This window comes from Lysinibacillus sp. NPDC097287 (genome assembly GCF_044761695.1).
In the GTDB taxonomy this organism is placed as follows: Bacteria; Bacillota; Bacilli; order Bacillales_A; family Planococcaceae; genus Lysinibacillus.
Genome location: NZ_JBIWCX010000010.1, coordinates 24,305 through 47,905, shown reverse-complemented (window position 1 = coordinate 47,905; position 23,601 = coordinate 24,305). Strand labels below are relative to the sequence as shown.

Here is a 23,601-nt window from a genome sequence, read left to right as displayed (position 1 = left end):
TTGTTTGATTAACTAAATAATTTTTGTATTTGTTCCGTTAGTGTGACAACGCTTAGATATCCCATAAGAACAACTACGATTGCGCCAGTCACAGTTAACCAACGAGGATGCTTATATGTACCCACAATGTCTTTTTTATGTGCCGCAATCAACATAATACTAAGTGCTAATGGTAAAATCAGTGCATTTATTGCTCCAACAATAATTAACACATTAACAGGCTGTCCGATGAAGGCAAAAGTTGTTGTTGAAACAAGGATGAATCCGATAATCACCCAATTATGATATTTTTCAATCTTTGGATGGAATGAACGAATAAAAGAAACCGATGTATAAGCCGCACCTACAACAGAAGTAATCGCTGCAGCCCACATAATCATACCAAACATGCGATAGCCAATATCACCCGCGGCAAGTTGGAAAACAGATGCAGGTGGATTAGCAGGATCAATCGCTAAACCTTGTGAAACTACGCCAAGAACTGCTAGGAATAATGCAATTCGCATCACACCTGTAATCACAATCCCTGTCACTGAGCTTTTTGTTACTTCGGGTAAAGATTCTTCGCCTTTAATGCCAGCATCTAAAAGGCGGTGACCACCAGCGAAGATGATATATCCTCCAACTGATCCACCAACCAAAGTCACAATCGCAAATAAGCTAATTTCTTGAGGCATAAAGGTACTTACAATCGCTTCACCTACAGGAGGTGTAGTTTTAAAAGCAACAAATAGCATTAGTAGAACCATAATACCACCAGCCATTTGCGCTACTTTGTCCATTGCCTTCCCTGCTTCTTTATAGACAAAGATAAAAACGGCAAATAGTGCACTTATTATTGCTCCGGTAATCGGATCTAAACCAATCATGGCATTTAACCCTAGACCCGCTCCAGCAACGTTCCCTATATTAAATGCTAAACCGCCTATAACGACCATGATGGCAAGGACAACACCTAGCCCTGGCAATACCTTATTGGCAATCTCTTGCCCACGCAAACCAGAAACAGCGATGATTCGCCAAACATTAACCTGAGCGACAATGTCTAAAATTAAAGAAATTAAAATGACAAACCCAAAACTAGCAGCTAATTGCTGTGTAAATATTGTTGTTTGTGTTAAAAAACCTGGTCCGATAGATGAGGTAGCCATTAAAAATGCAGCGCCTAGTAATACACTTTTACTCGCTGTTTTCTTCACAAACTTACTTTTATTCTTGTGCTCGATTTCTTTTGCAGTAACTTCGATTTTATTAGCTCCCATTGAGTTCCTCCTTGATTGCACGTACAGATATTTGTTGCTCCGTTAATTTAGCATGAATATCTTTCGCAAATTCAACAGCATGTTCCCCGTCTCCATGAATACAAACTGTATCTGCCTGTAATGAGACTTCGATTTGTTGCTGTGACAATACTTTTCCTTCTTTCACCATTTTCACAACCTGCCCGACAGCTTGTCCGTTATCGGTAATCAATGCATCCAGTTGTTTGCGAGATGTTAACGAACCATCCTGCTGATAAGTGCGATCTGCAAATACTTCATGAGCCGTTTGAAGCCCAATTTTCTCTCCAGCTTTTGTTAATTCACTACCCGAAAGACCGAATAACACAATTGAAGGTGAAATATCATAAACGGCTTGTGCGATTGCCTCAGCAATTGCTGCGTCTTTAGCCGCCATATTATAAAGTGCTCCATGTGGCTTAACATGCTGCATCGTTTCATTGTGGATTGTTAAAAAACCTTGTAATGCCCCCACTTGATAAACGACCATATCATAGGCTTCCTGTGGCGTGATATTCATCTCACGTCGTCCAAAGCCATTTAAATCCGGTAATCCTGGATGTGCGCCAATTTTCACACCATTAGCAATCGCTAACTTAACGGTTTCACGCATAACCGTTGGATCTCCACCGTGAAAGCCACATGCAATATTAGCAGATGTTACATATTTTAAGATTTCCTCTTGCTCTCCAAGTTGATAACGACCAAAACTTTCCCCTAAATCACAGTTCAAATCAACACGAAACATCTTCTTCCCCACTTTCTTTTCACTAACGCATTATAATGAATGCGTTTCCAAATATTTGGTACCGATATTCGGAACTTCAGTTTTGAAATGTAAAAAAATTTTAGCATATTTTATTATCGTAGGAAAGAATAAATTTTAAATCTTAAGAAATAATACAATTTTTTCACTTTTATTAAGATTCAGCTTGTTTTTGTTTATTCTTAAAATATAATATTAATAATCCGTTATTTAAAACCTACATACCGAATTATGAAACTTAAGGAGGTGGTTTTCATGCCAAATTTAAAAGAAAATGTACAAATAAGACCTTTGAGCGATTCTGCACTTGTCATTCAAGTGGGCGAAGGAATCAATGAGGTAACACATACGAAAGTAAAAAATATACTAAATTTATTAGAGAATCATCCATTTAGTGGATTTGTTGAGGCCGTGCCTGCCTATAACAATGTGACGGTTTATTACAATCCGATTAATGTCTACTTTTCAAATTTAGAAAAAGGTGTAAAAACGCCTTACGAAAATGTGAAAACAACGATTATTTCCTTAATGAACCAATTTCACAGAACTGAAACGACGACTGATCGTATTGTAAAAATACCTGTAGTATACGGTGGTGAGATGGGACCAGATTTAGAATTTGTAGCATCTTATAATGGTTTAACTCCTAGTGAAGTCATTAAAATCCACTCTTCCACGGAATATCTTGTCTATATGTTAGGCTTTGCTCCAGGTTTCCCTTTTATGGGCGGCATGGACAAGCAAATTGCAACACCGCGTAAAGAAACGCCACGTTTAGCAATTGCTCCTGGATCTGTTGGAATTGCGGGAAGTCAAACAGGGATTTACCCATTAGAAACACCGGGTGGATGGCAGATCATTGGACGAACACCTTCTCGTTTATTTCTACCTGAACAATCTCCTCCGACCTTATTGCAACCGGGCGATCGAATTCAATTTGTACCAATTTCATTGGAGGAATATACAAGCGATTGGGAGATGAAAGTATGGGCGTAAAGGTATTACAGCCGGGTATGCTGGCAACCATTCAAGACTTAGGAAGATATGGACTACAGAAGTTTGGTGTTATCGTAGGAGGAGCGATGGATTCAATTTCCTTACGAATTGCCAATTTACTCGTTGAAAATTCTGAAGGAGAAGGCGCTCTTGAAGTGACACTTTTTGGCACTAGCCTTTTATTTGAAAGTGATGAACTAATTGCAATTACAGGTGGGAATCTACAACCTACAATAGACGGAAAAGAAGTACCAATGTGGCAACCACTTTTAATTCGAAAAGGATCTACTTTAAAATTTAATGCTGCGATTAGTGGCAGCCGCGCCTATGTATCATTTAGTGGCGGCATTCAAGTACCCGAAGTGATGGGTAGTAAAAGTACCTACATACGTGCTGGCATTGGTGGCTTTCAAGGTAGAAGACTGCAAAAGAATGATGTTTTTGAATGCAATAAACGAACAGAGTCAGGCGAGGATCTTTTTAATCAATTACTAAAGAAAGACACTTACCTTTCTTGGTCAGTTTATTACGCACCCTTTGTTACATTTAACAAAACTCAAACAATCCGCATTATCAGGGGCTCTGAATATCAGCGTTTTAATGAAGAAAGTTTACAAAAATTTTTTTCAACGCATTACACCATCTCAACACACTCAGATCGAATGGGCTATCGATTAGAAGGAGAAGACATCCAATTAAAAGAGCCGTTTGAATTATTATCCGAAGGGGTTACGTTTGGAACAATTCAAGTGCCCTCTAATGGACAACCCATTATTTTAATGGCGGATCGTCAAACGACTGGTGGCTATCCTAAAATAGGCCAAGTGATTTCTGCGGATTTACCGTCCTTAGCACAAATGCAAACAAATGGTCAGGTATATTTTAAAGAGGTCACGCTTGAAGAAGCGCAAAGGGCATTAATTCATCAAGAGAAAGAAATGAACGAATTGGCATTTGGACTTCGTTTAAAAAGGTTACATCAACTGTGAGTGAAAAACGAGTGATTTCAGCTCAAAAAAAGTGTCTCAAATGACTTTTGAGACACCTTTTTTAATGCTGTTCATAACCCAACTGTTTGGAAATCTCTGCGGTAACATTCTTCAGTTTCTCAACGAAGACTTCAACATTTTCTCCTTGATAATTGGTTTCTAATCCTGCTATGCTCATCGCTGCAATGACTTCCCCTTTATGATTGAAAATCGGTGCTGCAATAGCAGATGTATGATTTTCTAATTCTGAACGGCTGATTGTATAGCCAAGTTCTCTCGCTTGTACAACCGTTTCATAAAGACGTTCCATATCAGTAATCGTCCCCATTGCAAATGATTCAAGTTCTATCGATTCGAGATAGTCCTTTATTTCAGCCTCCGGTAAAAAGGATAAGATTGCCCGAGAACATGCCCCTGCATAAAGCGGACTCTTTCTACCGATTGCCGTATAGAGTCGGACTTTTTGCTTCGTATCAATTTTCTCAATATACATAGCTTCGTTACCATCACGAACAATTAAATTAACCGCTTCTTTTACATCATTATGTAACTCATTCATAATCGGATATGCAATTTTCCGTACATCCAAACGTATGGAAACTAGGTGCCCAAATTTAAGGAAGAGAATACCCAACCTATATTTTGCATCAGACCCCTTTTCCAAAAACTCCATTTCCTCTAATGATTTTAACATGCGGAAAGCAGTAGTTTTAGGAATTCCAGATAACTCAATTACTTCTTGAAATGACAGTTCTGTATGATCGATAAATAGATTTAAGATGTCCATTGAACGGACAACCGTTTTATTTTTATTTGTCAATTCAGGTTTGTCTTCCTTTCGTTACAAGCTTTAATCTAATCATAATGTACCTTCTACCAATTATAATTTAATGCCTTCGGTGACTTTTCTAATCATTCTTTATTCAAATTTCAAGAGCCCGTAGAACCCCTCATACCTTTTCTCAATTATATAATTATACCTAACTTCTTACTGTTTTTGTATACCTTGTAAATCACGTTAAAAGGACATAAAAAACAGGAGTAAAGAATGGCCGCTTTGCGTCCAAGCTCTTTACTCCTGCTTATCGTTGTTTCCTGAATTACCGAGATTTTACTTTGCTGATGCCAGCGGTTTGTTTTAAATGTTAGAGATTTAACTCTCAGCTATCACTTTAACTACAACCATGCCACCGCTTCACAATATACCAGTTAAGATGTGCGGATATTCGTTTTATGCTCTGCTACCTGACGCTTTTCCTTAAATGAAGTCACTCCAATCAAGCCAATTATGGAGAAGATAACTGGTATTATGAAACCATAATAATAACCATCAGCTTGATTGCCCGAAGTAGTTTGGAAATGATCTAATATAAATCCAAAAATGATTGGTAGCAAGACAGCACTTAGAAAGCCACCAGTATTCGCAAATCCAGAAACAATGCCAGATTCTTTTATAGGGAAAGATTGACGTACACCTGCAAAGGTTAATGCACTTGCCCCATATCCAAAGCCAATGATAAAGAACAGGATAATTAACAAGAACAATGGCGGATGTCCATTACATAAAAGGAATGAAAACCACCCCAATAAAACAGTAATATGAACGACAATATAGGGCCTTTTTATTGTTTCTAACCGGCTTGAAATCCAACTAGTTAGAGGAGCTCCAATAAGTGCCCCGATAAGACCGATCATAATCATCTGACTTGCATCTGAGCGTGTCATTTCATACATATTCATCCCATATGGTACTGCCCAAGAACTGATAAACCCTACATAACCGCCGACTACGCCAAAATGACAAAAAAATAGAGCCCATGCTTGCCGACTTGAAAAAATCCTTCGTAGTAAAACTAATGTTTTTTCACGTTGTACTTCTTCTGTTACAACTACCGGCTCATCCAAAAATATTCGTTTTGTTCTTATTACAAGTACAAAATAAAGAAGTAACCCACATAAACATAATAGTAGTCCCGCTGAGAAAAATGCTGACCTCCAACCAAGTAAATCTATCCATGCAGAGAAAGGTACTGTCGCTAATAAAAAACCTAGACTTCCTGTCATGCCCGCCAGGCCAATTAATCGAACAAATTCCTTTTTATGAAACCATTGAGCCAAAATAAGCACCATATTAACCCAAATGGTCGCATCCCCTACGCCAGTAAGTATTCTGGCAAAAAACAGAATCAATTCATGTGCACCAAGACTATAAATGATTGTACCTAAACCTGTAAGTGTAGCACCTATAATTAGAAAAAAGTTTGGCCCATAACGATCAGCCAATATCCCCATTGGAATTTGCAAACTCGTGTAAACAAAAAATTGTATACTCGTCAATAACCCAATCGTTGATGCAGTTACTTGAAAATCCCTCATCAATTGGTCTGTAATCAATCCTGGAGCAGTCCGTTGGCTCGCCATTAACAAATAAGTAAACAATACAGAAACAAATACAATCCATCTGTATTTGCTATTTTGTTTGTCCAATGATTTCTACTCCCTATTAGCTTTTACTCTATGTATATGAATGCATGTAACGGTAAAACCCTGTTTTTCAGAGTTATTTTTTAATTTAAATTAGAAATTTTTTCAGTATATTTTACTCGCACTATAGAGCATTTGGTGAAGTTCGAAATGCACTTTTGAAGCCGTGTAACATTTGAAGTTAAGGGACGTTGATGGAATAACTAGCTATTAGGACATGTCGGCATAAGTTGGTTTTAATAATTAATTTATTGTAAAATGAGTTGGATATTATTTAAATAAAACCAAAAGGAGTAATTATTAAATGGAGTTTTTGTGGGAGAACGTCTTACATAAAATTAGAGAAAACATTTCAAAGCCAAGTTACGAAACGTGGTTTAAAAGTACAAAAGCTGAACTAAACGAAAATACATTGACTATTATTTCTCCTAACTCTTTTGCTAGAGATTGGATAGAAAATCATTATGGACATATGATTTCAGAAATCATAAAGGAAATATTTGAACAATCATATGAAATCATCTTTGTAAGTGCTACTAATGTAGAAAGCGTAAACATAAAAAATAGCTCTTCAAAATCTGATCATACTTACGATTCAATGAATACTCCTACCAATCAAATAAAAAAGCAACAAGAAAAAATTAATGAGTTAGAGAAACGTATTCAAGTTCTTGAACAAAAATTAGAAGCTAAAATTAACTTACCTTTGGATGATCCGTTACAAATAAAATAAGAAAAAGGCAACTTCCCTATAGGATTAGTTGCCTTCTTTTTATATGAGATGCGACATATGCAGAGTGTATGTCGTGCTGGTGGGTTCAATACCGCATTCATTCCTGCCAATTTACTGCTTAATAGGCTCTAACTTTTTGGCGGTTACATCATTCTACAGCCCATCGTCAATCAACATTGTTTGATTCAAAGTTATTGAGCAATGCACGCACTTCATCTGTAGATTTCGTGTTCATCAATTGATTTCTTAATTCACCAGCTCCACGGAATCCTTTGACATAAATTTTGAAAAAGCGATGAAGCCCTGTGATTGAACGTGGTAGTGCTTCCGCATATTGATCCTGAAGATCAAGCTGCAGTCTTAAAAGATCAAGGTACTCTTTACTACTATGCTCTTTTGGCTCTTTTTCAAAAGCAAAAGGATTTTTAAAAATACCTCGCCCGATCATAACTCCATCAATACCGTATTGTTCAGCAAGCTGTAGCCCAGTTTGACGGTCAGGAATGTCTCCATTGATTGTTAGTAGCGTATTTGGTGCGATACGGTCACGTAATTTTTTGATTTCCGGAATTAGCTCCCAATGCGCATCTACTTGGCTCATTTCCTTTCTTGTACGTAAATGAATAGAAAGGTTCGCAATATCCTGTTTCAAAATATGCGTTAGCCACTCCTCCATCTCACTTACATCGTTATAGCCAAGTCGTGTTTTCACGCTGACAGGTAGTCCGCCCGCTTTCGCTGCTTGAATAAGTTCTGCCGCAACATCTGGACGCAGGATAAGACCGCTACCTTTCCCTCTCGTTGCCACATTCGGTACAGGACATCCCATATTAATATCGATGCCTTTAAATCCTAGCTCCGCCATGCCAATACTCATTTGACGGAAATATTCGGGATTATCCCCCCAAATATGTGCTACCATTGGTTGTTCATCTTCTGTAAAAATCAAACGGCCACGCACACTTTTCATGCCCTCTGGATGACAATAGCTATCCGAGTTTGTAAATTCTGTGAAAAATACATCCGGTCTACCCGCTTTACTTACTACATGGCGAAAAACAACATCCGTCACATCTTCCATTGGTGCGAGTACAAAAAACGGTTTCGGTAAATCCTCCCAAAAATTTTCTGTCATATCTAAATTCAAATCCTCTCATTATGGGTACATAGTCAAACGCTCTTCCCTAAATTAATAACTAAAATGTTTCTATTCCTTTAACACTTATGCCATGTTTAATAATTGATAGATTAAGTCCACCAATACCTAATAGGATTAGGTATATCTGTGGACATTCCATAAATGTTTGCGAGCTAAAGGTATTAAATCATTTTAAAGTATAACCTAGCTTTATTAATTTATCTGCACATAATGTCCTCTTCTACGATATATTTCACTAAGGAAGAAAAATATTAAAAATCACGGTTCCATTTTATACTTTTGATCAATTTTCTCCCACAATAGTAGCTTGATTTATATCGGAAATGTAAAAGCAAAAGCAGATTATTTAGAAGTACATTATCGGACTACTAAACCATCTTCTTTTTCATTTAACTGTTTAATTATATTAACCCCAACCAAGCCACCGCTTCACAATGTGTGGAGTGTATGTGGCAACTCAAAGATGTTGGTGGGTATAAATATAGGCTCGATTCCTATTTCAATGGAATCGAGCCTATATTTCTTATTAATCTTATACTGTTGCTTATTCAACTAAATCCCCTGTTAGTGGAAGAAAGAATTTTAATATTCCCCTCTGTTTTTCTTCCTATCTAGGGTCTTCTTTCATAAGTAAAGAATAAGTCCGAGATTTTTTATTCAATATAATTATTTTCTTGTTTAATTTGATCTATTCGCTTTTTTCCCCAGTCATACATCATCTCAACGATTGGTAATAACGTCATCCCGAGTTCCGTCATTGAATATTCAACTTTCGGAGGAACTTCTGGATACACTTCTCTATGAACGATTCCATCTTCTATCAGTTCACGTAATTGGTTTGTTAATATCTTATGAGATATTTTTGGGAAAAGCTTTTGAAGTTCGCTGAAGCGATGTGTCCCTTCTACACCTAAATGCCACAAAATAACAACTTTCCATTTTCCACTAATAATCGATAAAGTAAGTTCTTTTGCACAATGATAATCTTGATTTAATATTCTCTCTTTAATCTCTTTTCTTAATATGTCTGACATAGGGGTGTAACTCCTTTTCTTATATAAGTAACCGTTTGGTAACCTACGCACAAAAAAGTGCATTCTTCACAAGGTAGATCACCGCAGGTAGAATGAAGTCAGTCTTAAAAAATATCTTTTTTATATTTCAGGAGGAAACATTTATGAATAACAAAGTTTTATTAATTATACCACCAGAGCGATTTAATGAAGACGAACTATTTCAACCTAAAGAAGCATTAGAAAATGCAGGGATCGAAGTAACCATTGCAAGCACAAAAAAAGGTGAAATTACTGGTGACTATCAAGGCAAGACAAACGCTGAAGTGATCTTCTCTGAGGTGTCAGCCACTGATTATGATGCTCTCGCAGTCATTGGGGGATCTGGTACGAACGATTATTTATGGGGAAACCAAGAATTACTAAGCTACTTGAAACAAGCTCATAAACAAAATGTTCTTGTAACAGGAATTTGTGCAGGAGCTGTAACTGTAGCGAAAACAGGTTTACTGACTGGCCGAAAAGCAACATGTTACCCGCTTGACGTACAAAAAAACGAATTAAAAACGCTTAACGTTGAATACGTTGAACAGCATGTCGTAGCACATGATGATATTATTACAGGCGATGGCCCAGATGGTGCAAAAGAATTTGGAAAAAGCCTGGTTGAAGCATTAAGTTAGTTCTTATATTTAAACATACGAAGTATTGAAGTAGGAAATCTCGATTAACATTGATTTATGCATTTAATATTAAACGATACTACTAAATAATTTCAACACTTACAAGCTCAATTGTTAGTATATTGGCGATAGAGAAGAATTTACTTCAGGTTCATCAAATTTAGCCTTTATATTTAGTTTACTATACTTTAATTCATCTAAAGGAGCGAAAACATGCAAACAATCGCAGGAAAAGTGGCGTTAATTACAGGAGCAGGGCGTGGAATTGGACGTGCAACAGCAGTTGCTTTTGCGCAAGAAGGTATTCACGTGGGTCTTGTTGGACGTACGCTTGAAAATTTACAACAAGTAAAAGAGGAACTTAAACAGTATAATGTGAAGGTAGCAATCGCTGCGGCAAATGTAGCGGATTTAGAATCTATCACCACAGCGGTTGAATCCATTCGTGGCGAGCTAGGTGCAATCGATATTTTAGTAAACAATGCAGGAATTTCAAAATTCGGTAGCTTTATGGACTTAACACCCGAAGAATGGACAAATATAATCGATGTCAACGTAAAAGGTGTGTACTACACAACACGTGCGGTATTACCAGAAATGATCGAGCGCAACACAGGCGACATCATTAATATCTCATCAACAGCTGGTCAAAAAGGTGCACCAATCACAAGTGCTTACTCGGCTTCAAAAGCTGCAGTTATCGGACTAAGTGAGTCATTAATGCTTGAAGTACGTAAGAAAAATATCCGCGTTACAACGTTAACACCAAGTACGGTTGCAACAGATATGGCTGTTGAGTTAAACTTAACAGACGGCAATCCAGAAAAAGTAATGCAGGCTGAAGATTTAGCAGACTTAATGATCGCACAGCTAAAACTCCATCCACGTGTTGTATTGAAACATGCTGGACTTTGGTCGACGAACCCATAAAAGAACTATTCAAAATATCAAGGCGCTATCCGATGTATTTGGGAAGGCGTCTTCCTTTTTTAGAATAACAACCTTTATACGTTGTTCATCTTGATTAAATTGTTGGATAGTCATATAACTACTTCGACAGACTACCAAATATAATTGCTTATTAAACTAACTTGCCTCGTTCAACAACTTCAACAAAAATACCTTTACTCCTTTTTAATAAAAAAGAACAAATTTCCTATAGTGGAAATTTGCTCTTTAATTATTATACTAGTTCAAGCCATGCAACTGCTTCACAATGTGTCGAGTGCGGAAACATATCTACTGGCTGTACTTCCTGTGTTTTATAGCCGCCATCCTCTAAAATACGAAGGTCACGAGCAAGTGTACCTGGGTTACATGACACGTAGACAACACGTTTTGGTCGTTGTTCTAGAATTGTTGTAAGCAACGCCTCGTCACAGCCTTTTCGCGGTGGATCCACTACAAGTACATCCGCTTCTTTACCTTCTTCGTACCAACGTGGAATGACCTCTTCTGCTGGTCCCGCCTCGAAATACGTGTTTGTAAAGCCGTTTAACTCAGCGTTACGTTTTGCATCTTCAATTGCTTGTGGCACAATTTCCACGCCCATGACAGCTTTTGCTTTTTGCGCTAAGAATAATGAAATTGTTCCGATACCACAATAAGCATCAATGACACGTTCATCCCCTTGTAAATTTGCGTAATCTAACGCTTGCTGATATAGCACTTCTGTTTGGATTGGATTCACTTGGTAGAAAGAACGCGCTGAAATTTCAAATCGAATATCACCAATCGTATCGATAATGACATCTTTGCCCCAAAGGTTCAATGTTTCCTCACCAAAGATGACATTTGTTTTATCGCTATTAATGTTTTGCATGATTGATGTGACATTCGGTACAAGCTTTTGAATTGTCGCAACAGCCGCTTCTGCTTGAGGGAACTTTTTCTTTTTTGTCACGAGTACGACCATGACCTCACCAGTTGCACGTGCTTTACGTACAACTACATGACGTAGCATCCCCTCGTGTGTTCCTTCATTATATGGACGAATGCCGATTGCAGATAATTCTCTTTTCAGATCTGCAAGAATGGCATCCGCTTCACCTGTTTGAATCAGACAACGTTCCATATCCACAATTGTATGAGATTTCGTTTTGTAGAAACCGGCAATTGCTTGTCCTGCTTCATCTGTTGAGAATGGAATTTGTGCTTTGTTTCGGTACTGCCAGGGCTCTTCCATCCCTTTTACCGGTAATACTGGCGCGTCGATTTTGCCGATACGCTGCATGACATTACGCACCATGTTCTCTTTCCATTTTAACTGTCCTTCGTAAGACAGATGTTGTAGTTGGCAACCACCACATTGTGAGAAATATTCACAAGGCGCTTCTACGCGGTCTGGTGATGGTGTGATGATTTCTACAATTTTGGCAAAGCCGTAGTTCTTTAATGTTTTTAAAACATGCACTTCTGCTGTTTCATCAGGCAGTGCGCCTTGAATAAATAACGGATAGCCATCGATTTTGGCAACGCCATTGCCGTCATGCGTTAAATCTTCTATATAAACTGTTAGTCGATCATTCTTCTTTACAGGTGCTGACATACGTAAATCCTCCATTTCAATTCTTCTATTGTAGCATGCACACACGAAATGTCATCTCCTAAACGTGATTGCTTTACATGAAAAACTATTCATTTGTGATATTATTGGAAATAGTTTACACTATGCTTGTACTATAATTATACTAAAATAGCGCAAGGAGATGTTTCATGATGTCCGTTCGTACAAGACTGAACGTCGGTTTTTTAACATTATCTGCAATAATATACATATCGCTTATTACCGTGTCAGTTCAATTTTATCGAGTTGGTGAAAAAGTAGAAGCAACCATTAATGATTATATTGTGCAACAGCAAATCGGTAAAGACGTACCAAATGAGCTCGAACATATTGTAACTAGCACCAAAAGTATCGCCTCACTTTCTATATTTATAGCCATTGGTTGTATTGTGCTAACAATTATTATAGCGACACTCTTGATGATTTATGTACGTCGTCAAATTACAGCGCCACTAAAACGTGTGGGGGATGCCGCTAGAACACTTGCCGATGGCGATTTATCGATCCCAGATTATCATCATGAAAAAAATGATGAAATTGGTGATTTATCCGATGCATTTAATAAAATGAAACAAAATTTCCAGCTCGTGATACAAAACATACAAGCCAACACAAATGATTTAACAGTTTCCTCCAGTCAATTATCAACTAATACAACTGAAATGTCCGCCGCTTCAAGAGATATTGTTGAACGTATAAATCAAACATCAAAAATGGCTTTAACGATGACTGCAGCAGCAAAGGAAAGTGCACTCGCAATGGAAGAAACAGCTACTGGCGTTCAACGCATTGCTGAATCTACTCAAGTACTTCACCAAAACGCTCTGGATACTTCACATACAGCATCAGATGGTGTTGAAACCGTAGAAAAGGCTCGCTCTCAAATGCAAGTTATTCACGACTCAACAGCGCTCGTTTCAGAACTAACAGATAAGTTGAATAAGCAGACTGAAGAAATCAATCACATCACAAACGTCATTACAGAAATTACTGAACAAACAAACCTACTGGCTTTAAATGCTGCAATTGAAGCGGCACGAGCAGGTGAACATGGTAAAGGCTTCGCCATCGTTGCAGATGAAGTACGTAAGCTTGCTGAGCAATCTAAGCAATCTGCAACGCAAATCGTCCGTCTAACAGTCGATATTCAAACCGATGCTAAAAATGTGGATCAAGCTGTTAAACATGGCCTACATTCTGTCACAGAAGGTGTCCATATGATTGAACATGCTGGAGAAGCATTTACTACAATTTCAACTAATATTGCGTCCATTACAGATCAGGTTGAAGACATTTCTGCAACGTCCCAACAAATTTCTGCAAGCGCAGAGGAAGTATCAGCTTCAGTCAATGAGATTTCCTATAATACGGAGCAAACTTCCGCAAATATTGCTCAAATCGCTGCAACAACAGAAGAACAATCTAATACAACACATCAGATAGAAGATGTATCAACGGAACTCAGCAAAAATGCACATGAGCTTCAAATACTCGCACAAAAATTTAAGCTATAAAATTTTAAAAAAATGGACTATCCATAAAGCCACTCAACCTGACTTTTCGGATAGTCCATTTCTTTATTTTTCATCCTCTATAAAATCTTTTTTCGTAGCATGCGAATCTTTTGGTGCCCACCAAAAGGCAATGGCAATACCTAAGATGACCACAATAAATGGCGCGTAAAAAATGATGAAATCATCCATCCCTAATACCTCCTATGCATGATTGTCTTTTTTACCTGTTAGATAATCTTTGTTGAACAAGAATAATTTCAACAGTAAATATAAAGACGGTATCAATAAACATAACCCAAGAATAAATACGATGACTAATGCAATCGCCATTTGTTTACTTGTGAAGCTATCGTAAATTGTTAAATACGGATATAGTAAATACGGATATTGCGCGATACCGTAGGCAAAGAACGCGAAGGCAAACTGCGCAATTAGTAATCCCACTGCTAAACCGTAATTTTTCTTCATCCATAGAAGCACAACAGTAATGACAAAGAGGATCGCTGAGATAGCAAACAGCCACCATAGTTTAACCATATTGTCGTAGCTCTCTGGGTTAATGCCTTTCATCTCATACATAATGCCGAGCGCACTAACCATTAATGGTGCTGCCCAAATAAGTGCGTATTTTCGCATTAGGCTAGTCGCTTCCGTATCTTTCGCTTTATGTGCATACCATGTCAGAAATACTGCTGAAATATAGAGCACCGCTGCAATACTCAAGACGACGATACTCCATGCATAAGCGCTCGTATACAGCGCCCAATAATCGAGTACTGGTTGGTCATTCACCATATCTACGAAACCACCGCCTGCAATTGCAAATATGACAGAAAAAGATGCTGGGATTAGTAATCCTGAAATGCCATAAGTTAAAGTGTACCCGATATGCCCTCGCGAGCCATACGATTCAAATGCATAGTACGAGCCACGAATCGCCAGTAATACAAGTGAGATACTAACTGGCACGAGCAAAATTGTACCGTAGTAAAACGCTGTTTGCGGGAAGAATCCTACAATCCCCACGAAGAAAAATACTAAAAAGACGTTCGTCACTTCCCAAACTGGCGATAAATAACGTTTAATAATGTTCGTCAATATGTGATTTTTCCCAATAAGTAAACTGTAAGCATTAAAGAAACCTGCTCCAAAATCAATTGATGCAACAATCACATAACCAAATAAGAAAATCCACAGTACTGAAATCCCTAAAACTTCTAACGTCATACGATGTCACCACCCTTTTCAGATTGGCGATCTTCAATTTCACGTTCAATTGGATTCTTTTTAAACATACGAATCAGTACGATAACACTACCAATTCCAAGTACCGTATAAACACCTGTAAATAACAGCATCATTAAATCTACATGATCACTTGTTGTTGCTCCTTCTGGCGTACGCATTAGGCCATATAAAATCCATGGCTGACGACCAACCTCCGCAAGCCACCAGCCTGCTTCAATTGCAATAATAGATAGTGGTCCTCCTGCAACAATAATCCATCTATACCAACGTGCATGGATAAATTTCCAGCCCCGTACCTTACCAACAACATAAAGCAATGAAACAAAGACCATGAACATCCCTATAAACACCATGATGTTGAATAAATAGTGAATATAAAGAGGTGGTCGATCCTCTTCAGCAAATTGGTCTAATCCAATTACTTCTGCATTCGGATTATTGTGCGCTAGAATACTTAGGGCATAAGGCACTCTAATTTCATACTTCACTTCACCGTCCTGCATAATACCAAATAACACAAGTGATGCTTTATCTTCTGTTTCAAAATGCCATTCCGCTGCAGCCAATTTTTCTGGTTGATATTCCGCTAAGTATTTACCCGAGAAGTCACCAATAATGGCTGATGCAATAGAGAACACTAATCCAATTTTCATTAATAACAGTAAAGCTTTTTTATGATAGACATGGTTTGAGCCTTTTAACATGCGATATCCAGCAATTGCTGCTAACACAAACGCCGATGTCATATAGGCAGTTACAAGTACATGCGCAACTTTTGTCGGCATCGCAGGGTTAAACATTGCTAAAAATGGTTGGATGTTCACGAGCTCACCATCTACAATATCAAAACCTTGTGGCGCATTCATGAACGCATTAACGATTGTGATAAACACAGCAGACATTGATGCACCTATTGCTACTGGGATGAGTAGAAGCATATGTTTTTTCTGACTATCAAATCGATCCCAAGTGTATAAGTAAATACCTAAGAATATCGCTTCAAAGAAAAATGCGAATGTTTCCATGAAAAGTGGTAATGCAATCGTTTGTCCGGCTAGCTGCATAAAATTTGGCCATAACAGTGATAATTGCAACCCAATTGCTGTTCCTGTGACGACCCCAACAGCAACGGTAATGACAAATCCACGCGCCCACCGTCTAGCCAATAAAATGTAGTGCTCGTCATTGTTTTTGTATCCTGTCCACTGTGCAATCATAATCATCAGTGGTACACCAACACCTATCGTTGCATAGATAATGTGGAACGATAGAGTCAACTCCGTTAACGCTCTACTCCAAAAGACTGCTGATTCATTGACCATCATTTCCCCCTCCTAACTTCCAAATATTCTGCCGAGTATGGAAAGTAGCATAATAATTGCAACTCCAAAGCTCAGCCACATAAGCTTCTTTTCTTGCGATTTATACAAATGCAACACTTCCTTTCCTTCTTATACCCACATTTTCCACTATTGATATGAAAAAAACCTTTATAATGAACCGAAAATTCGGCCCATTATAAAGGTTTCAATATTTGTTCAACTAATATACGTGCAATTGTCAAACTTTTCACTTATTTATTTCACAATTGCTCATTTTGGAGATTTTCCACACGATCTTCTTCACGAATATCGTCAATAGGTACAAAAATTTCAATGTGTCGTTTTAGATTTTCAAACGTTGCCGGCGCATCTCCACCGTATTCTCCGTCTAAATTTAAATGTACTTCATCCTGCGATGTTACTTTTACAAAACGAGCTTTTTTATAAATGACGCGGTCATCATTTAAATGCTCGCCACGCAATGCCATTGCTGCAAGTTGTACGAATTCAGGTAAGCTTACTTTTTTCAATACAATTAATGTAAACAAACCATCATTAATGCTCGCATCAGGCGCTAGTTTTTCAAAGCCACCAACTGAATTCGTCAGGCCACATAAAAACATCATTGTATCGCCATCAAACACTTCATTATCGTATTCAATACGCATGTGTGTCGCTTTGATGGATGGAATCATTTCAACAGCTTTGACATAATACGCCAACTGCCCAAGCATTGTTTTCATCTTGCTCGGCACTTCGTAAGATAACTCTGTAATGCGACCACCTGCAGCAATATTAATGAAATAGCGTTCTCCATTTAATAATCCAACATCGACCGGCAACGTATCCCCTTTAACAATAATATCGATCGCTTCATCAATATTTCTTGGAATATGAACCGCACGTGCAAAGTCATTTGTCGTCCCCATAGGTATTAAACCGATTTTTGGTCGATTTTCAAATTGACTTACACCAGCAACAACCTCGTTTAACGTACCATCACCACCAACTGCTATGACAATATCAAAACCTCGTTCTACAGCAGCCTTTGCCGCATTTGTCGCATCGCCTTCACAAGTTGTTGCGTGACAAGATGTTTCATAGCCTGCTACCTCTAGTTTTTCCAACACTTCTGGTAAATGCTTTTTAAATGCTTCGCGTCCAGATGTAGGGTTATAAATGATTCTTGCTCTTTTCATAACATACCTTCCTGCTTCATAAGATTCTATTCCTTAAACGCATACTGCGCGGAAATGTTGCATAGCTTTTATCGTAATGCCGCTGTTACATGTTTTTTAAAATCTTCATAGACAAATGTCCAAAAGTCTTTGTTCGAAATATTTTCTTCACGAATTTCAGCGTACAACGCTTTTTGTGCGCCTTCAAATGTTGGATCTTCTTTGTCTGGCAAGTTAGCTCGTTTGTTTACGACATTCTCTTGCAATTCTGGTGCACGAGGACCCCACTTGCCTATTACTTGTCCTTCATCATCTAATAATACATAGATTGGAATAGCACGACCACCATTTGTTAAATAACGATCAATTAAATCTGTATCCGCATCGCGTAATACTGTACGCATGTCCAAACCAGCTGCTTCTGCAACACGTCGAATAATTGGATTATTTAACATAGCATCTCCGCACCAATCTTCTGTAATCGTTAAGATCTTTGGTTGCTTTTCTTTTAATAGCTCGATGAAACCATCCTTTGTCGGTACTTCAAAGCCATCATAAATTCGGAAACTTTCCTCTTTTAAAGTAGACATCTCGTCCATATATTGTTGAATTGAAATTGCTTCATTGAAATATGTTTGTTCAGCTTTCATCTTACTTCATTCCCCCTTGAAATCAAATACTACATCTATTCTATATTTTGCTATGAATACTCAATTTAAACAACTATTAAATGTAGTATCCCACTATATTTGTTAGTATACACATTTCTTTGGAATCTTTGTTGCATATAAAAAGCCAAGAAAGCACTTTTGCTCTCTTGGCTTTTTTCAACCAACAAGAAATTAGCGTTTGGCAATTTCTTGTTGTAATAATTTATTGACCATTGGTGGGTTCGCTTGGCCTTTAGTTGCTTTCATAATTTGACCAACTAGGAAGCCAATTGCACGATCCTTACCATTTTTGAAGTCTTCGATAGACTGTGGGTTGTTATCTAATACTTCTGAAACGATGGCTAATAATGCACCTTCGTCAGAAATTTGTACTAACCCTTTAGCTTTAACGATTTCATCCGCAGAACCACCATTTACAACTAATTCAGCAAATACTTTTTTACCGATTTTAGATGAGATCGTATCGTTCGCGATTAATTTCACCATAGCTGCAAGGTTTTCTGGTGTTAAAGCAGTATCTTTAAGATCTTTTTGTTCTGCGTTTAAGTAAGCAGAAACATCACCCATTAACCAGTTTGCCGAAAGTTTTGCGTCAGCGCCAGCTGCTACCATACCTTCAAAGAAGTCAGAGATTTCTTTAGAAAGAACAAGTACGCCTGCGTCATAAGCTGTTAAGCCTAACTCTTCTACATAACGTTTTTTACGAGCATCTGGAAGCTCAGGAATTTCTGCACGTACACGCTCAAGCCATTCGTCGTCAATTGAAAGACGCACTAAGTCTGGCTCTGGGAAGTAACGGTAATCATCCGTTCCTTCTTTGACACGCATAAGGATTGTTTTCCCTGTTTTTTCATCGAAACGACGAGTTTCTTGCTCGATTACGCCGCCTGAAAGTAATACGTCTGCTTGACGTAACTCTTCGTGCTCTAAACCACGACGTACAAAGTTGAATGAGTTAAGGTTTTTAAGCTCTGTTTTTGTACCGAATTCTTCTTGACCGTACGGACGGATTGAAATGTTCGCGTCACAACGTAAAGAACCCTCTTCCATTTTACAGTCAGAAACATCTGTATATTGGATGATTGATTTTACTTTTTCAAGATACGCATATGCTTCGTTTGGCGTGCGAATATCTGGCTCAGATACGATTTCTACAAGTGGTGTACCTTGACGGTTAAAGTCAACTAGAGAATGATCACTACCGTGAGATAGTTTACCCGCATCTTCTTCCATGTGAAGACGTGTAATACCGATACGTTTAGTGTAACCGTCTACTTCAATATCAACCCAACCGTTCTTACCAATTGGCTTATCAAATTGTGAAATTTGGTATGCTTTCGGATTATCCGGATAGAAGTAGTTTTTACGGTCGAATTTTGTTTCTTGTTCGATTTCCATGTTCAGTGCAAGTGCAGCACGCATCGCGAAATCTACTACGTTTTTATTTAATACAGGAAGGACACCAGGATATCCTAGGTCGATTACTGTTGTATTTGTATTTGGCTCAGCACCGAAGTGAGCAGGTGCTGAAGAGAAGATTTTCGAGTTAGTTTTTAACTCAACGTGTACTTCTAAACCAATAACTGTTTCAAAGTTCATGTTATTTTCCCTCCCAAATTTGAGGAACTTGTTTATGGAACTCAGTTGCTTGTTCGAAAGCATGCGCTGTACGGTAAATTGTCTCTTCATCGAAGTGTTTACCAATAATTTGTAAACCTAATGGCAGACCATTTTCAAAACCACATGGGATTGAAATCGCAGGTACGCCCGCTAAGTTCATAGGAATTGTTAAAATATCATTTGCGTACATTGTCATTGGATCATTTACATTTTCACCAATTTTGAATGCTGGTGTTGGTGTAGTTGGGCCAATAATTACGTCATAGTCTTCAAATACTTTGTCGTAGTCTGCTTTGATAAGCGTACGCGCTTGTTGTGCTTTTTTGTAGTAAGCATCGTAAGTACCTGCTGAAAGTGAATACGTACCAAGCATGATACGACGTTTTACTTCGTCACCAAAGCCTTGTGCACGTGTTTCTTTATAAAGGTCTAGTAAGTTATCTACGTTCTCAGCACGGAAGCCATAACGGATACCGTCGAAACGAGAAAGGTTAGAAGACGCTTCAGAAGAAGAAAGAATATAGTAAGCTGCAAGTGCATATTTAGAGTGAGGAAGTGAAACCTCTTCTACTGTTGCACCTAAAGATTTTAATACTTCTAGTGCATCTAGTACTGATTGTTTTGCTGCTTCGCCAACACCTTCACCAAGGAATTCCTTAGGTACAGCGATACGTAAACCTTTAATATCGCCTGTAAGTGCTGCTACATAGTTTGGTACTTCTACGTTTGCTGAAGTTGAATCATTCGGGTCTAAGCCTGCGATTGCTTCAAGTAAAAGTGCATTATCTTCTACATTACGTGTAATCGGTCCGATTTGGTCTAAAGAAGAAGCGAATGCTACTAGACCAGAACGAGATACACGACCATATGTAGGTTTCATCCCTACAACGCCGCAGTATGCTGCTGGTTGACGGATAGAACCACCTGTATCAGAACCAAGTGAGAATGGAACTTCGCCAGCAGCTACTGCTGCTGCAGATGCACCTGAAGAGCCACCTGGTACATGATTTAAGTTCCATGGATTTTTCGTTGTTTTATAGTATGAGTTTTCGTTTGAAGAACCCATTGCAAATTCGTCCATATTTAATTTACCGATTGTCACCATACCCGCTTCGCGTAGTTTGTGGACAACTGTTGCGTCGTAAATTGGCATGAAACCTTCAAGGATTTTAGAAGCACAAGTAGTTTCTAAACCTTCTGTTACGATGTTGTCTTTAACCCCGATAGGAAGACCGAAAAGTGGTCCACGTTCGTTGAAAGGTACCTTATCCATTTCAGCTGCTTGTGCAGTTGCTTTTTCTTCATTTAGAGCCAGGAATGCTTGTACATCGCCATCAAGCTTTGCTACGCGCTCGTATGCTTCTTTTGTTAAGTCAGCGATCGTTAAGTTACCTGCTTGTATGTCAGCTTGTAGCTCTTTTGCTGAACGTTCGAATAACGTCATGAGGAATCCTCCTATATTTTAGTATTACATGATAGCTGGTACTTTTACTTGACCATCTTCTTGTTCTTTTACGTTTAACATCATTACTTCACGGTCTAAACCTTTGTGTGCTACGTCTTCACGCATTACGTTAACAAGTGGTAAAACGTGTGTAGTTGGTTCAACATTTGTCGTATCAAGCTCGTTTAATTGTTCTGCGAAGTCTGTAATTTTACCAAGTTGCTCAGCAAATTTCTCTGCCTCTTCCTCAGTAATTGCAAGACGTGCTAAATTAGCAACGTGCTTTACTTCTTCTTTTGTTAATTTCGCCATTATTTACACCTCCGAATATTCATCAAATTCGCCTCGGCGAATTTGAGTCCAGATTTTGAATCGTGCTCGGGCCTGCATGATGCAGGTCAGTCAGCTGTTGTCGCATGGATGCGACGTTCTTAAGCTGACACCCTCTTCTACTTTCAAAATCTGTGACATCCGCCGGAGGCTTTATCTTTATTCAGCAGAAATTACGATACCAACTGAATAAAGGTAAAATCGTTATTTTTATTGATAACAATAGGGCTGAAGAAAGATAACCATGCCAACAATCATAACATTTTTCACCTTAAAAATCACATCTTTCTCCAAAAACACGGAAACTTTCTCTACTATGACAAAGTACTGACGATGACAGTCATAATATGCAAAAAAGAAATGAATTATATCTGTTGTTGCGTTTTGTTAAGCCTTCTAATACCAAAGCATAGCATCTAAAATTGATTGCATAAAAATATAGTCAGCACGATGCCGACTATATTTCATCCTTCGTAAATATGCACGTAAGGTTCGCCATCATTCGCTTTTTTCACAATTAAAGCCTCTGGACCATTAACAGATGTAATGCTGACCTCGACATTAATATTATCGAATTGCTTAATGAGTAAACCCGTCAAATATTGTGTAAAGCCAATTACTTCAGTAGTGCCGAAAAATTGAATAGGTATTTCTATCTTGAGTTCTTGAATTTCTTTATTCTTATAGAAGCCTGTACCAACAACACTTGTATAGTTTGAGAAGTATTTATCGACGTCTTGCTTAAAGTTTTTGAAGTGTTTACTCACTTCACGGTAGACATCTTTAGATTCATCTGTTGGGAACCATACATATTCTTCATCGATTGCTTGCCAATCACTTATATCATTTTGTCCAGCCTTCGCTACACCATAAGAGAAATACGTTCCTGGGATAATTTTATTGCGTGCTTGTTGCTTAAATAATCCAACGACAATTGGCACATCGTTTAGCTCCTCACGTGAACGTAAACGAGATACGATTTCAGCAGCCATCTTTTTCCCTTGCTTAACTAATTCCGCTTCTGGAATTGGCTCCTCATAATATTCACCGTACTGTTCTTTTTGATAATAGTAAATCGAATTCATGGCAAGACCAATAGAAATTCCGCCTAGTTTCACTTTATTATCATCTGTTTTTGTTAAATAGTTTTGCTCGACAATATGCGCTAAATAAATAGGTGCCTTTGTTGCACGTTCTTCAGGTGTCATTGAATCAGTGGTTGGCGGGTTTAAGCCATCCTCCTCTTGAGAGCTACGCGCAAGCCAATCTTTCACTGTGCTTTCCGCTAAATACTGACCTTCTTGGAAAAAATAATTATCTGTGTCGAACTCATTTTGAGAAAGACGCATTAACCCTGTTTCTGCTTCCTTGATATCGTACTTCGTGTAAATATTTGAAACAATTAACCCACGACTAGCACTTTCTTTATATGGGATTAACGTTTTATAATAAGAATCATCAATCGATATATTTGGAATAATCGTTGTTTCCGCTTTTTCCTGCTGCTTATCCTGTGCAATCTCTGTATCTTCCTTAGAAGCAGGCACACATCCTACTAACATTGCTGCCGCCACTAATGCCGGAATGAGTCGAAATGACTTCATT

General features: G+C 38.2%; 22 protein-coding genes. 6 read left to right on the top strand and 16 right to left on the bottom strand.

The window, feature by feature from the left end; all coding sequences use genetic code 11:
* Positions 1-8: 8 nt before the first annotated feature.
* The gene (locus ACIQ2D_RS14515) at positions 9-1,262 is read right to left on the bottom strand and encodes an NRAMP family divalent metal transporter (protein WP_402865194.1); all 1,254 of its coding nucleotides are present in this window, start codon (positions 1,260-1,262) and stop codon (positions 9-11) included.
* Entirely contained in the window at positions 1,252-2,028 is a 777-nt protein-coding gene (locus ACIQ2D_RS14510; RefSeq protein WP_402865192.1) for a LamB/YcsF family protein, read from the bottom strand. Before ACIQ2D_RS14510 ends, ACIQ2D_RS14515 begins: the two co-directional genes overlap by 11 nt.
* Positions 2,029-2,301: 273 nt before the next feature.
* Here ACIQ2D_RS14510 and pxpB point away from each other — a divergent pair, with 273 nt between their 5' ends.
* Together pxpB and ACIQ2D_RS14500 are read left to right on the top strand one after the other, a co-directional pair.
* The gene (gene pxpB, locus ACIQ2D_RS14505) at positions 2,302-3,042 is read left to right on the top strand and encodes a 5-oxoprolinase subunit PxpB (RefSeq protein ID WP_402865190.1); all 741 of its coding nucleotides are present in this window, start codon (positions 2,302-2,304) and stop codon (positions 3,040-3,042) included.
* Positions 3,033-4,031, top strand: coding sequence for a 5-oxoprolinase subunit C family protein (locus tag ACIQ2D_RS14500; protein WP_402865188.1), 999 nt, complete (start codon positions 3,033-3,035; stop codon positions 4,029-4,031). Before pxpB ends, ACIQ2D_RS14500 begins: the two co-directional genes overlap by 10 nt.
* A gap of 61 nt (positions 4,032-4,092) precedes the next feature.
* Here ACIQ2D_RS14500 and ACIQ2D_RS14495 read toward each other — a convergent pair whose 3' ends face one another.
* Together ACIQ2D_RS14495 and ACIQ2D_RS14490 are read right to left on the bottom strand one after the other, a co-directional pair.
* Complete coding sequence (locus ACIQ2D_RS14495; RefSeq protein WP_402865186.1) at positions 4,093-4,851, bottom strand: IclR family transcriptional regulator; 759 nt, start codon at positions 4,849-4,851, stop codon at positions 4,093-4,095.
* Between the two features lie 389 nt (positions 4,852-5,240).
* Positions 5,241-6,518 (bottom strand): MFS transporter, encoded by a 1,278-nt coding sequence (locus tag ACIQ2D_RS14490; protein WP_402865184.1) that lies wholly within the window; start codon positions 6,516-6,518, stop codon positions 5,241-5,243.
* A gap of 301 nt (positions 6,519-6,819) precedes the next feature.
* On the opposite strand from ACIQ2D_RS14490, the gene ACIQ2D_RS14485 reads away from it, so the two are divergent.
* Positions 6,820-7,248, top strand: coding sequence for a DnaA N-terminal domain-containing protein (locus ACIQ2D_RS14485; protein ID WP_402865182.1), 429 nt, complete (start codon positions 6,820-6,822; stop codon positions 7,246-7,248).
* A 166-nt stretch (positions 7,249-7,414) separates the two neighbouring features.
* Here ACIQ2D_RS14485 and ACIQ2D_RS14480 read toward each other — a convergent pair whose 3' ends face one another.
* Both ACIQ2D_RS14480 and ACIQ2D_RS14475 read right to left on the bottom strand, forming a co-directional pair.
* Complete coding sequence (locus ACIQ2D_RS14480; RefSeq protein ID WP_402865180.1) at positions 7,415-8,383, bottom strand: tRNA dihydrouridine synthase; 969 nt, start codon at positions 8,381-8,383, stop codon at positions 7,415-7,417.
* A 677-nt stretch (positions 8,384-9,060) separates the two neighbouring features.
* Entirely contained in the window at positions 9,061-9,441 is a 381-nt protein-coding gene (locus ACIQ2D_RS14475; protein WP_402865178.1) for a winged helix-turn-helix transcriptional regulator, read from the bottom strand.
* Positions 9,442-9,584: 143 nt separating this feature from the next.
* Between ACIQ2D_RS14475 and ACIQ2D_RS14470 the strand changes: the two genes are divergently transcribed.
* A complete protein-coding gene (locus ACIQ2D_RS14470; RefSeq protein WP_402865176.1) occupies positions 9,585-10,103 on the top strand; it encodes a DJ-1/PfpI family protein in 519 nt (172 codons plus the stop codon).
* A gap of 213 nt (positions 10,104-10,316) precedes the next feature.
* Positions 10,317-11,033 carry a 3-ketoacyl-ACP reductase gene (locus tag ACIQ2D_RS14465; RefSeq protein WP_402865175.1) on the top strand — a complete coding sequence of 239 codons (717 nt, stop codon included), beginning with the start codon at positions 10,317-10,319 and terminating at the stop codon, positions 11,031-11,033.
* A gap of 253 nt (positions 11,034-11,286) precedes the next feature.
* Here ACIQ2D_RS14465 and rlmD read toward each other — a convergent pair whose 3' ends face one another.
* Positions 11,287-12,651 (bottom strand): 23S rRNA (uracil(1939)-C(5))-methyltransferase RlmD, encoded by a 1,365-nt coding sequence (gene rlmD / locus ACIQ2D_RS14460; protein ID WP_402865173.1) that lies wholly within the window; start codon positions 12,649-12,651, stop codon positions 11,287-11,289.
* A gap of 167 nt (positions 12,652-12,818) precedes the next feature.
* Between rlmD and ACIQ2D_RS14455 the strand changes: the two genes are divergently transcribed.
* Positions 12,819-14,183 carry a methyl-accepting chemotaxis protein gene (locus tag ACIQ2D_RS14455; protein ID WP_402865171.1) on the top strand — a complete coding sequence of 455 codons (1,365 nt, stop codon included), beginning with the start codon at positions 12,819-12,821 and terminating at the stop codon, positions 14,181-14,183.
* Between the two features lie 63 nt (positions 14,184-14,246).
* On the opposite strand, the gene cydS is transcribed toward ACIQ2D_RS14455, so the two are convergent.
* The 9 genes from cydS to ACIQ2D_RS14410 form a co-directional block, all read right to left on the bottom strand.
* On the bottom strand, positions 14,247-14,372 hold the full coding sequence (gene cydS, locus ACIQ2D_RS14450) for a cytochrome bd oxidase small subunit CydS family protein (RefSeq protein WP_402865169.1): 126 nt from the start codon (positions 14,370-14,372) through the stop codon (positions 14,247-14,249).
* A gap of 12 nt (positions 14,373-14,384) precedes the next feature.
* Positions 14,385-15,410: a cytochrome d ubiquinol oxidase subunit II gene (locus ACIQ2D_RS14445; protein ID WP_402865167.1), complete on the bottom strand. Its 1,026-nt coding sequence runs from the start codon at positions 15,408-15,410 to the stop codon at positions 14,385-14,387.
* On the bottom strand, positions 15,407-16,753 hold the full coding sequence (locus tag ACIQ2D_RS14440) for a cytochrome ubiquinol oxidase subunit I (protein ID WP_402865364.1): 1,347 nt from the start codon (positions 16,751-16,753) through the stop codon (positions 15,407-15,409). Before ACIQ2D_RS14440 ends, ACIQ2D_RS14445 begins: the two co-directional genes overlap by 4 nt.
* A gap of 260 nt (positions 16,754-17,013) precedes the next feature.
* Complete coding sequence (locus ACIQ2D_RS14435) at positions 17,014-17,952, bottom strand: diacylglycerol kinase (RefSeq protein ID WP_402865165.1); 939 nt, start codon at positions 17,950-17,952, stop codon at positions 17,014-17,016.
* A 68-nt stretch (positions 17,953-18,020) separates the two neighbouring features.
* Positions 18,021-18,581, bottom strand: a complete 561-nt coding sequence (locus tag ACIQ2D_RS14430; RefSeq protein WP_402865163.1) for a thioredoxin family protein — start codon at positions 18,579-18,581, stop codon at positions 18,021-18,023.
* 192 nt (positions 18,582-18,773) lie between these two features.
* Positions 18,774-20,201 (bottom strand): Asp-tRNA(Asn)/Glu-tRNA(Gln) amidotransferase subunit GatB, encoded by a 1,428-nt coding sequence (gene gatB / locus ACIQ2D_RS14425; RefSeq protein ID WP_402865161.1) that lies wholly within the window; start codon positions 20,199-20,201, stop codon positions 18,774-18,776.
* Position 20,202: 1 nt separating this feature from the next.
* Positions 20,203-21,666 (bottom strand): Asp-tRNA(Asn)/Glu-tRNA(Gln) amidotransferase subunit GatA, encoded by a 1,464-nt coding sequence (gatA, locus tag ACIQ2D_RS14420; protein WP_402865159.1) that lies wholly within the window; start codon positions 21,664-21,666, stop codon positions 20,203-20,205.
* 24 nt (positions 21,667-21,690) lie between these two features.
* Positions 21,691-21,978, bottom strand: coding sequence for an Asp-tRNA(Asn)/Glu-tRNA(Gln) amidotransferase subunit GatC (gatC, locus tag ACIQ2D_RS14415; RefSeq protein WP_053581921.1), 288 nt, complete (start codon positions 21,976-21,978; stop codon positions 21,691-21,693).
* A gap of 482 nt (positions 21,979-22,460) precedes the next feature.
* Complete coding sequence (locus tag ACIQ2D_RS14410) at positions 22,461-23,600, bottom strand: CamS family sex pheromone protein (RefSeq protein WP_402865157.1); 1,140 nt, start codon at positions 23,598-23,600, stop codon at positions 22,461-22,463.
* Between the last annotated feature and the right edge of the window lies 1 nt (position 23,601).

Bases quoted from the DNA above. Each gene is read 5' to 3' on its own strand.
- ACIQ2D_RS14510 (WP_402865192.1), bottom strand. From the start codon at position 2,028: ATGTTTCGTGTTGATTTGAACTGTGATTTAGGGGAAAGTTTTGGTCGT.
- ACIQ2D_RS14430 (WP_402865163.1), bottom strand. From the start codon at position 18,581: ATGAAAGCTGAACAAACATATTTCAATGAAGCAATTTCAATTCAACAA.
- ACIQ2D_RS14445 (WP_402865167.1), bottom strand. From the start codon at position 15,410: ATGACGTTAGAAGTTTTAGGGATTTCAGTACTGTGGATTTTCTTATTT.
- ACIQ2D_RS14435 (WP_402865165.1), bottom strand. From the start codon at position 17,952: ATGAAAAGAGCAAGAATCATTTATAACCCTACATCTGGACGCGAAGCA.
- ACIQ2D_RS14500 (WP_402865188.1), top strand. From the start codon at position 3,033: ATGGGCGTAAAGGTATTACAGCCGGGTATGCTGGCAACCATTCAAGAC.
- ACIQ2D_RS14485 (WP_402865182.1), top strand. From the start codon at position 6,820: ATGGAGTTTTTGTGGGAGAACGTCTTACATAAAATTAGAGAAAACATT.
- cydS (WP_402865169.1), bottom strand. From the start codon at position 14,372: ATGGATGATTTCATCATTTTTTACGCGCCATTTATTGTGGTCATCTTA.
- ACIQ2D_RS14465 (WP_402865175.1), top strand. From the start codon at position 10,317: ATGCAAACAATCGCAGGAAAAGTGGCGTTAATTACAGGAGCAGGGCGT.
- ACIQ2D_RS14410 (WP_402865157.1), bottom strand. From the start codon at position 23,600: ATGAAGTCATTTCGACTCATTCCGGCATTAGTGGCGGCAGCAATGTTA.
- gatC (WP_053581921.1), bottom strand. From the start codon at position 21,978: ATGGCGAAATTAACAAAAGAAGAAGTAAAGCACGTTGCTAATTTAGCA.
- pxpB (WP_402865190.1), top strand. From the start codon at position 2,302: ATGCCAAATTTAAAAGAAAATGTACAAATAAGACCTTTGAGCGATTCT.
- ACIQ2D_RS14455 (WP_402865171.1), top strand. From the start codon at position 12,819: ATGATGTCCGTTCGTACAAGACTGAACGTCGGTTTTTTAACATTATCT.
- ACIQ2D_RS14480 (WP_402865180.1), bottom strand. From the start codon at position 8,383: ATGACAGAAAATTTTTGGGAGGATTTACCGAAACCGTTTTTTGTACTC.
- ACIQ2D_RS14470 (WP_402865176.1), top strand. From the start codon at position 9,585: ATGAATAACAAAGTTTTATTAATTATACCACCAGAGCGATTTAATGAA.
- ACIQ2D_RS14475 (WP_402865178.1), bottom strand. From the start codon at position 9,441: ATGTCAGACATATTAAGAAAAGAGATTAAAGAGAGAATATTAAATCAA.
- ACIQ2D_RS14440 (WP_402865364.1), bottom strand. From the start codon at position 16,753: ATGGTCAATGAATCAGCAGTCTTTTGGAGTAGAGCGTTAACGGAGTTG.
- gatA (WP_402865159.1), bottom strand. From the start codon at position 21,666: ATGACGTTATTCGAACGTTCAGCAAAAGAGCTACAAGCTGACATACAA.
- ACIQ2D_RS14515 (WP_402865194.1), bottom strand. From the start codon at position 1,262: ATGGGAGCTAATAAAATCGAAGTTACTGCAAAAGAAATCGAGCACAAG.
- gatB (WP_402865161.1), bottom strand. From the start codon at position 20,201: ATGAACTTTGAAACAGTTATTGGTTTAGAAGTACACGTTGAGTTAAAA.
- rlmD (WP_402865173.1), bottom strand. From the start codon at position 12,651: ATGTCAGCACCTGTAAAGAAGAATGATCGACTAACAGTTTATATAGAA.